8 protein-coding genes and 1 pseudogene are annotated in these 9,615 nt (G+C 70.0%); 8 read left to right on the forward strand and 1 reads right to left on the reverse strand.

What is annotated here, in order from left to right; genetic code table 11:
- Window positions 1-64: 64 nt before the first annotated feature.
- Window positions 65-365, forward strand: a pseudogene (locus ACHBTE_RS35490) (VOC family protein); the annotation flags it as partial.
- A 697-nt stretch (window positions 366-1,062) separates the two neighbouring features.
- Here ACHBTE_RS35490 and ACHBTE_RS35495 read toward each other — a convergent pair.
- Window positions 1,063-2,034, reverse strand: a complete 972-nt coding sequence (locus ACHBTE_RS35495; protein ID WP_394729854.1) for an AraC family transcriptional regulator — start codon at window positions 2,032-2,034, stop codon at window positions 1,063-1,065.
- 104 nt (window positions 2,035-2,138) lie between these two features.
- On the opposite strand from ACHBTE_RS35495, the gene ACHBTE_RS35500 reads away from it, so the two are divergent.
- The 7 genes from ACHBTE_RS35500 to ACHBTE_RS35530 form a co-directional block, all read left to right on the forward strand.
- Window positions 2,139-3,134: a zinc-dependent alcohol dehydrogenase family protein gene (locus tag ACHBTE_RS35500; protein ID WP_394729856.1), complete on the forward strand. Its 996-nt coding sequence runs from the start codon at window positions 2,139-2,141 to the stop codon at window positions 3,132-3,134.
- A gap of 548 nt (window positions 3,135-3,682) precedes the next feature.
- On the forward strand, window positions 3,683-5,911 hold the full coding sequence (gene tap, locus ACHBTE_RS35505) for a telomere-associated protein Tap (protein ID WP_394729858.1): 2,229 nt from the start codon (window positions 3,683-3,685) through the stop codon (window positions 5,909-5,911).
- Window positions 5,912-5,917: 6 nt separating this feature from the next.
- On the forward strand, window positions 5,918-6,475 hold the full coding sequence (gene tpg / locus ACHBTE_RS35510; RefSeq protein WP_394729860.1) for a telomere-protecting terminal protein Tpg: 558 nt from the start codon (window positions 5,918-5,920) through the stop codon (window positions 6,473-6,475).
- Window positions 6,476-6,498: 23 nt separating this feature from the next.
- A complete protein-coding gene (locus ACHBTE_RS35515; RefSeq protein WP_394729862.1) occupies window positions 6,499-6,738 on the forward strand; it encodes a DUF6207 family protein in 240 nt (79 codons plus the stop codon).
- A gap of 522 nt (window positions 6,739-7,260) precedes the next feature.
- The gene (locus ACHBTE_RS35520) at window positions 7,261-7,407 is read left to right on the forward strand and encodes a hypothetical protein (protein ID WP_394729864.1); all 147 of its coding nucleotides are present in this window, start codon (window positions 7,261-7,263) and stop codon (window positions 7,405-7,407) included.
- Between the two features lie 34 nt (window positions 7,408-7,441).
- Window positions 7,442-8,797: an FG-GAP and VCBS repeat-containing protein gene (locus ACHBTE_RS35525; RefSeq protein ID WP_394729866.1), complete on the forward strand. Its 1,356-nt coding sequence runs from the start codon at window positions 7,442-7,444 to the stop codon at window positions 8,795-8,797.
- Between the two features lie 279 nt (window positions 8,798-9,076).
- Window positions 9,077-9,615 (forward strand): transposase family protein (locus ACHBTE_RS35530; RefSeq protein WP_394729868.1); only part of this gene is annotated, 539 nt, incomplete at its 3' end.

The following is a 9,615-nucleotide window of genomic DNA, read 5'->3' on the forward strand; positions in this document are numbered from 1 at the left end:
TCTGGACGAAGACCGCAGACGAGATCCTCGACAAAGTCGCCGCATACTGCCGACGAATCTCTGACTCAGGTCACTAGTGGCCGACCGGTGCACCGGACTCGACGGCGTGCAGTGTGACATCGCGATGGTCCGGACTCCGGATGGTCACAGTCGGCTCGAGCTGGCGAAGTACCGCAGCCCTGCGGCGATCAGTGCGGGGCCGCGGAAGCGGCCGCACAATGTTGTGGGCACACACCGTTGCCCGTCTGCGCCCTCACGGCGCCGAACTTGTCGGTGAGATCGCCCGGTTCGAGGACAGCTTTCTGCTCTGCTACATCCGGCACCCGGAGGGCATCATCGTCGGACTGGCCCAGCAACTGCGCTGAGAGGGAGAGCCGAATCGTGCCGCTGAGCCGGACCCGTCGAGGTTCTGAACCGCCTGATCGGCCAGGATCTGCCGGCTCCCTCGGACCTCGCCCTGCAGTCACCACTGTCACCGGATCTCGCCGTGCGCGCGGTGTCGCCGTGCGCACGGGGTGGCTACGTCATGTCCTGCCGCAGCTGCGTGTCCGTGCCGCCTTGTGCCAGGGTGCGTAAGGCGTCCTGTTCAGGCCGTGGTGTGAGGCGGTGTGGGGTGCATACGACGGCCGCCGTCGGCGACGACGGCACTGGGGGCCCGGGGCCCGGGGCCTTCAGGCCGGCGGCAGTCGTGTTGAGGCGTGGGGTGGTGCGGCGGGGTGGGGTGAGCAGCAGCCGCGGCGGGGTCCTGGCTGGGCGTTTTCTGGCCGGGCCGTGTGAGGGTCGCGCGGCGAGGTCGTCTGCGCTGCGGTCACAGTGTCTCGTTGAGAGGTGACAGAGGGGTTGCCGGTGCGGGGGAGTAGTGCGCCGGCGGGAGCACAGCTGGTGCGGAAGGCTTCAGTGGTGTGGGTGGTGGTGCGGTCGGGCGGGTGATGGGGGCGGGGAGGGCGCGGTGTGTGTGCCCGGCCTCGCCCACTCGCCCGGAGCCGACCATCGCCCGCCGCCGGTGCGTGGTGTGCCGGTGGGTATGTGACTGTGCTGCAGGCGTTGCCCGACTGGCTGTCCTCACCCGGGAACTCCGGCACCCAGCTCCACTCCCTCGTGTGCGGGCGGACCGGGTGCCGTGGCGTGTGTCCTGCGGTAGGTGCCGGGCGGTGTCCCGAACACCCGGCTGAAGGCCTTGGCGAAGGCGAATTCGGAGGAGTATCCGCATTGACGGGCGATGCTCCGCAGCGGGGCATCGCCGGAGGTGAGAAGTCGGCCGGCTGTGGTCATGCGCCACCAGGTCAGGTATGCCAGGGGAGGCTGTCCCACGACCGCTGCGAATCGCCGTGCGAAAGCCGCCCGGGACATACCGGCGCGCGCGCCGAGTTCGGCCACGGTCCATGGATGGGCCGGATCGTGGTGGATCGCGTGCAACGCATCGGCGACGGCCTGATCGGAGAGGGCAGCGGCCCAGCCGCCGGCAGCGTTCCTGGCTTGGTCGTGCAGCCAGGAACGCAGGATGTATACCAGCAGCGTGTCGAGCAGCGCCGGCACTGCGGCATCCGAGCCGGGCCCGGGCTGCTCCAGTTCGCTGCCCAGCAGATGGACGGCCGCGCGCAGGTCCGGATGGACACCGATGCGGGCGGGCATATGGACGACGTCGGGCAGTCCGGTGAGCAGGGGGTGGGCCCGGGCCCGGTTGAGCCGGTAGGAACCGCACAGCACGGTGGTGGCCGGTCCGGTCCCGGGCGCTGCGTCTTCGGTCGGCACCCAGCTTCCGTCCCGTGCCTCGACGACCTCGACCAGAGGCGTGGCCGGATGGTCCGCGATGCCGTGCCCGCGTCCGTGCGGGAGGAACACCACGTCGCCCGGGGCGAGTGCGAGAGGGTCACCCGCGGGAGGCAGGAGCCAGCAGGAGCCTTCCAGGATGACGTGGAAGCCGGCTCCCTCGGAGGCGGCGAAGCGCATGCCCCAGGGCGCGGGCAGATGGGTTCGGGAGGAATGGGGCCGCCCCGTCCGCATGGCGGTGATCGCGTCGCTGAGCACGTCCATAAGTCGCAAACATATCCCAGCATCTGCTTCCTGAGACTGACGGACAAAGAAGCTGTACTGCAAGACATGGATGGTCTCCCCCTCCCGTCCGTAACGTCTACGGCATGCCGACACACGCACGAGCTGTGCTTTTCCACGAACTCGGTGGACCCGACGTCCTGAAGCTCGAGGAGGTGCCCATCGCCGCTCCGGGAGCGGGCGAGGTCCAAGTCCGCGTCCACGCCATCGGGCTGAACCGGGCAGAGGCCCTTTTCCGCTCGGGCGGCTACTACTACCAGCCCACCCTTCCCGGCTCGCGACTCGGTTTCGAAGCCGCGGGAACGATCGAGGCGGTCGGCCGCGGCGTCGAAAGCTTCGCACCCGGCGACGCGGTGAGCATCCTCAGCGACCAGGAGATGTCACGGCACGGCGTCTACGCCGACCACGTCAACGTGCCGGCGCACGCCCTTGTGCGACGCCTGGCAATGATGGATGCGGTGGCAGGCGCGGCTGTATGGACGGCGTACCTGACCGCCTACGGCGCCCTGGTCGAGGTGGGCCGCCTCCGGTCCGGTGACAGAGTCCTGATCACAGCGGCCTCCAGCAGTGTGGGCCTGGCGGCCATTCAGATCGCCAACCACCTCGGCGCCGTCCCCATCGCCGTCACCCGCAACCCAACCAAGTCCAAGAGGCTGCGCATGGCCGGAGCCGCCCACGTCATCACCACAGAAGAAGACGACTTCCTCAGCCAGGTGCACGCCGTGACCGACGGACAGGGGGCCGCGATCGTCTTCGACGCCGTCGCCGGCCCGGCACTGGCCCAGACCGCCACCGCCGTGGCCGCGGGGGGCTCGCTGATCGTCTATGGATGGCTCGACGCCCGGCCCGCGCCCTTACCCCTGAACTGGCCGCTGAACATCCACGGCTTCGCCGTCGACTTCGTCACAGGCGTCCCAGCTCGCATGGCCCGTGCTCAGGCCTTCGTCGAAGCCGGACTCCGAGCCGGGACCCTTACACCCGTCATCGACAGCACGTTTGACCTGACGGACATCGTGCAGGCCCACCGCCACCTCGAGTCGAACCAGCAGGTCGGCAAGACCGTCGTCACAGTCCAGCACTGACGCCCGTCCTGGCCAATCCGACGGCCGGCCTCGCCACCACAGTCGAGCCTGATGCGACAGTCCCGGAGGCACCCGGTGGCCGCGTCCCGCCGGCGTTGCCGTACTTCCGTCTCGCTACCTGCATCAACGGCCGGGTGCGTCGGAGGTTCAGCAGCGTGGCTGGTGCACTCCGGCCGGATGTCTCTGGGTACGACGCCTCTCCGACCTGCGGTGCCCGGACTTGAGTGAGACACTGCGGCGCTCCCGGCGTCCCGGAGGAGATGTCCGGGCAGCCGTCCGTGAGGTGGGTCGGGCCGGAAAAGTCACCGCGCTCACGACCGGCGCGGATGCCGAGAGGTGCCCGGACTCGTGCGGGACGCCCGGCCAGATGCCCGGAGATCCCTGAGAATGCCCGGACACCACGAAGGCCGGACAACTTGAAGCAACTCACGCCCCCAGGGGTGTCCTGTCGGGGACAGCCGTGAACTCGCCGCCGCCGTTTACGGCATCCGTACGCGCTTGGTACGCGACATGTGCGCTTCACGCTAGGGTCGGGGCAGGAGGTTCCTATGTCCGAGCTGTTCGACGCGGTCGACGCGCTCATTGCGTCCCGCTCCCCGCTGCCGCCCCCGACGGAGCGCAGGCGGCTGCGCCAGGCGCACGGCCTGACGCTGGACGAGGTGGCCACCGCACTGCAGGTGCGGCGCGCGACGGTCAGCGGCTGGGAGGCCGGCAAGACCGAGCCGCGGCCGCCGGAGCGCGACGCATACGCCCGCATGCTCAAGCAGCTCGCCCAGCTCTACCCCGCCGACCCCAACGCCGCGGCGCCCGCGACGGACACGTCGGTCCCCGAGACGCTTGCCGTCCCAGCCGCTCCTGCACCGACGGGAGCTGAACCGGCCCGAGCCCACGCCGAACCCACAGGCCCAATCTCCGGGCAAGCTTCCGAAAACACCGCACTCCGCCCCGCCGTTGTGCCGCATCCAGCGGCCACGGCCAGGCCGACGTCGCGCCGCCCGGCCGCGCGGCGGGCCGCCCTGGCGAACACCCCGGCCGACGGTGTCGACCCGAGGTTCGCCAACGGCCCGCTCGCGGTCGTCGACGTCGGCGACGACGGCCAGGTCCTCGCGTACTGCGTCGGCGGCCTGGTCCTGGACGTGCCCGCCAAGTCCCTCCCGTCCCTGGTCGACTGGACTCTTAAGGAGGCCAGGCTCGGGCAGCCGAAGTTGTCCGGGCCGGGCAAGGACGCCGACCCGCTGATCGTGCTGACCGAGGCCGCGTTGGAGCGTTACGGCCTGCCCGCCACGCTCACCAAGGAGGAGCGCCTGGCCGGGCGGATCCCGGAGGGCCACAAGGCCATCAAGCAGCTGACGCGCGCCAACTGGCAGCTGACGAAGCGAGGGTTCGGGCCGTGGGCGCGGATCTACCGCCCCGCCATGGGTTCGGAGCGTTCCTGCGTGCAGCTGTGCATCCCGTCCTGGCAGGCGCTCGACACCCGCCACTGGGCCGACGCCGCCCAGCTTCCGCCCGCCGAACTCGCCCAGCTGCTCGGTACGTATGCGTCGAGGGTGATGACGCCGCGCGGCTCCACCGCCGTCACCGGCCTGGAGCTGATGACAGCCCTGCACTCGCCCACCCGCGCCTCCGAACCCGACGCTGACGGCAAGCGGCACTCCGAGCACAACCCCGGCTCGCTGGGCAAGGATCCGGTGGACTGCGCACCCTGTGAGGCACCCGACGGGCACCCGCTCCTCGCCGACCTGCCGCGCTTCCACCAGCGCACCCCGGAGGAGGTCCTGGTGGAGGAGGCGTACGACTGGGCGCGCCCGCTCACCGACGCCGAATGCCTGCGCCCTCACCTGGTGGGCATCGACGTGAACATGGCCTTCGCCGCCGGCGCCAACGGCCTGATCGTCGGTCTGGGTGCGCTGACGCACGTGAAGGCGCCGGTGTTCGATGCGAAGCTGCCCGGCTCGTGGCTGGTCGACCTCTCCCACGTGGACCTGTCGAGGGTGAAGGTCGCCAAGGACAAGTGGGTGGAGCTGGACGGCAGTCTGCTGCCGAGCCCGTTCACGCCGTCGGGTGACCGGCCGGATGGGCCGGCCTGGTACGCCACGCCGACCGTGGCGTACGCGGTGGAGCTCGGCTACGAGGTGCGCCCGGTCGAGGCCTACGTCCGCCATGACAACGGCCGCTACCTGGACGCCTGGTACAACCGGCTGCGCGACGCCTACCTCGCCACGATGGCCGACCTCGGGGTGGCCGCGGACCTGCCGCCGGAAGAGTTCCTCGCGGCGATGGACGGCTACCGGCAGAGAGACCCTCAGCTGGCGATCGTGGTGTCTGCGATCAAGGCGACTGTGAAGGGCGGTATCGGCAAGCTGCGCGAACGCCCGCGCGGGGAGGGCTGGAAGCCCGGGCAGCCTTGGCGGGCCCTTGCCCGGCCCACCTGGCGCCCGGACATCCGCGCCGCCGTCATCTCCCGGACCCGCATCAACATGCACCGCAAGATCGTCAAGCATGCCGCCTTCACCGGGCAGTACCCGGTCGCGATCCTCTCGGACTGCGCCGTCTACGCCTCCGACGGGCCCTCCCCGCTGGACTTCCTGCCCTACCGGGACGGCAAGCCGCTGCCCGGCGGCTTCAAGCTCGGCGTGAACCCAGGGCTGGTCAAGCACGAGGGCACTCAGAGCGTGTTGTGGGGTGAGGGCGTGCGCGAGCAGTTCAACGCCCCGGAGCTCAACCTCGCCCGGTACATCAAGGACGGCACCGTCACCGACGTCGACAGCGGGGAGTAGCAGGCGATGAGTGTGTTCGGGGACGGCCTGGACGCTGCGGTCCAGAAGGCGTTCACCCGCCCGGCGCCCAAGAGCGCGCCCGCGCAGATGCGCTACTTGGTCAAGCAGCTCAAGAGCACCAGGGCGGTCGCCCAGATGCTGCGCATTTCCCAGCGCACCGTCGAACGGTACGTCAAAAACCAGATCAAAAAGCCGCGCCCGGACCTCGCCGCCCGCCTGGAGGCCGAGGTGAACAAGCGGTGGCAGCCGCAGATCCGGGCCAGGGCGCGGCGGAAGGCGGTGACCACCGGCGGCATCGTCATCGACACCCGCGCCCGGATCGGCTACACCGCACCGATCGGCACGACGGACGAGGACCGCCTCCGGCACCTGACCGTAGCCCTGCCGCCGCGCTACGCCGCCCGCCTCTTCGACGCCCAGGAGCAGGGCGCCGGCGACCAGCAGCTCCAGCAGATCGCCGCCGAAGCACTCAAGGAGGTGTACTTCCAGGACAATGGCCGTCGCGCCGGCCAGTTGCAGGAGGTCCGCTTCACCGAGATCGAGCACCTCGAGTTCGACCTGTAGATCCCCGGCCCGGGGCGCCTACCGTGCACGGTGGCAGGCGCACTGGCGGGCCTAGCAGGCCCGCTGGCACCGCCGGGGGGGGTGAGCGCTGGGCCCGGGAAGAGGCCGAGTACGACCGGTGGCGGACGATCACGGCAGAGCAGACGACGCGAGACGGGGGGCGGCCCGGAGTTCGTCTGCGCTGCCATCTGGACCTGCGCCAGCAGCTCACCGCGGTCGCCGTGGTCGGCCCGATTATGGAGCCGACCACAGCCTGGTGCTGACTCAGGACAGGGTGTCGTCTTCGCCGAGCAGCGGCACTTCGTGGACACCGGCGTCCGTGCGCACGCGGTGAGGAGGGGCCGGGTGCGGCCACCGTCCGGCGCTGTCGCGGGCGCGGCGCATGCGGCCGACGTACGGTAGGCGGCCCGCCGGGTCCCAGCCAGCCCAGCGGCAGCCTGCGGGCGCGGCGAGGGACCCGGTGACGCGCCGTTCACGTGTCGCTTCGTCCGTAGCGCGATGAGCTCGCCGCAGCCGTCTCAAGAGCGGCCCGAACTCACGTACAACCCTTGCGCCCCTCCAAGCGTCTCCTGATCGCTGACCACCGGGTGAAGCAGGGGGAGAACTCCTGTCGAAACGCGGGTGGAACAGGTACTCACCGACTGCGGATGACCGCCGGGCATCCCCGCATGCAGCAGGAGACCCCGCATGTACAAGCACCACTCTGAGCGCTTCGCCACGGGGGCCACCGCCGCGCCGACGGGCGACCTGCTCACCGATTTTGAGCAGGACGGCGAGGCCGCCTGATGGCCGCCGCGAAAGGTGAGAACGACTTCGGCGGCCTCGTCACCGTTCTGAAGGGCTCGGCCCCGGATATACCGACGTCCGGCACGACGACCTACAGCCCGATCCGCATCGGCATCTCCACCGGTGACGACCCCGACTCGGCATGACATGACCGGCTAGACCCAAGGAGCTCCACTCCCCATGCACAGACGCACCACGGCGGCCCTGGCGGCCGTCCTCCTCACCGGGGGCCTCACCCCGCTTGCCTTGAGCGCGCCGGCGTCCGCAGCGGTGGCCAAGCACTACGACGACTTCAACGGTGACGGATACCGGGACCTGGCGTACGGCCATTACTACAAGGGGATCTCCGGCGACGACGGCTGGGACGGCGGTGCCGTCAACGTCGTCTACGGCAAGGCCGGCGGCCTCGACACCTCCCGCACCCAGGTTGTCCACCAGGACAGCCCGGGCATCCCGGGTTCCGGCGAGGAGGACGACATGTTCGGCGAGTCGATCAGCAGTGCCGACCTCAACAAGGACGGTTACGCGGACCTGGTCGTCGGCAACCCGATGGAGACGGTCGGCAGCACGCAGTACCGCGGCTCGGTCACCATCGTCTGGGGCTCCCGGTCCGGACTGTCGGGCGGGACCAACGTGACCCCGAAGTCCGGTGCCGGCAGCTACTTCGGCCGCGACCTCGCCACCGGCGACTTCAACGGGGACGGCTCGCCCGACCTCGCGGTCCTCGGCGGCCTTGAGGCCTGGCTGTACCGCGGCACCTTCACCAAGTCCGGTACGACGGGCGGCGTCAGCAAGATCGACAAGGAGGGGCAGGGCTGGTATTCGTCCGGCCTGGTCTCCGGCAAGGTCAACGGCGACGGCAAGACCGATCTGGTGGTGCTCGGCGAGCAGTTCATCGACAACAAGCCGGTTCCCCGCATCTGGTTCCTCAAGGGCGCCTCGGGCGGCCTGACTTCGGGCTCTTCCAAGACGTATTCCAGCGCTCCCTGGACCGCGGCGATCGGTGATTTCAACAAGGACGGCTACGGGGACATCGCCGTCGGCCTGCCCGACAACAACGACGGCAAGGGCATCGTCAGCGTCTGGCGCGGCACGTCCTCCGGTCCGAGTGGCTCGATGACGTACAACCAGGCTAGTTCCGGCGTCTCCGGCAGCCCCGAGGCGAACGACAACTTCGGCTACGCCGTCTCGGCCGGCGACACCAACGGCGACGGCTACGCGGACTTGGCGGTCGGCGTGCCGCGAGAGGACGTGAACGGGCTGGCCGACCAGGGCGGCGTCCACGTGTTCCGGGGCGGGTCCGGCGGCCTGAGCGGTGCGCGGTCCTCGTGGATCCCGCAGACGGTTCAGGGCCCGGCCGACTCGTACGAGTCCTTCGGCTCCCCGCTGCGCGTGCGCGACGTGACCGGCGACGGCAAGGCGGACCTGGCCATCGGCGCGACGAACGTCAGCGTGCTGCTGCGCGGCTCGGCCAGTGGGCCGACGGCCACGGGCCTGACAGAACTACCCGAGATGAGTGGGCCGTTCAGCGACTGAGGTGACATATGAGGCGGCGAGCCCGGCAGCGTGGCGTTGATCATCGTGGCCGGACTCGTCGCTTCCAAGGAGCATGGAACGCCTCGCTCGCAACCACGCCTGAGCCGGGCAGCTGGGGCAGGGACCTTGCGTGTTTGCGGATTGGGTGGGATCGCCCGGTGATGGCCGGTCATGGCAGGCAGGTCCGGATGCAGGTGCAGGCACGGTTGCGTTGATCATGTGAGTGTCGAGTTCACGTGACCACAACCGAAGACCGTGCCTGCTGTCTCGTCCTCTTCCATGCCGTCGGGCCTGGAGGAACTGGCCCGTATCCCGTCGCCGCAGCCGTTGCCCGATGCGGTGTGCCTCGTCCGGTTTCTCGCCGGGCTGCCCGACCCGCGTGACCGTCGTGGCCGGCGCTTCCCGCTGACGGCGCTCGTTGCGGCCGCTGCCGCTGGTGTTCTGGCCGGCGCGCGGTCCTTGGCCGCGATCGCCGAGTGGACCGCTGACGCGCCCCCGTGGGCCCTACGCGCCCTCGGGTTCACTGTCGACCCGTTCACCAGATCGGTCGCTGTCCCGCACGCCACCACGGTGATGCGGCTCCTCGGCCGTCTCGACGGCGACACCTTCGATAACGTGATCTGCGCATTCCTGCAGGCCAGAGCCCATAGCCGGCAGAGCGGGGAATCCCGCAGGTGGCGGGGGTGGCTGTTCGTACTGCGGGTCAGACAAGACCGACTGACGCCATGCCGCATAGTGCGGCCTGGAAGCCTTCCTGGCGAAAAACCCCGCACGCCGTGCGTCCTGGCTCGCGGGACTGCGCCAGTTTTTCTCCTACG

The sequence above is a fragment of the Streptomyces sp. M41 genome (genome assembly GCF_043673425.1).
In the GTDB taxonomy this organism is placed as follows: Bacteria; Actinomycetota; Actinomycetes; order Streptomycetales; family Streptomycetaceae; genus Streptomyces.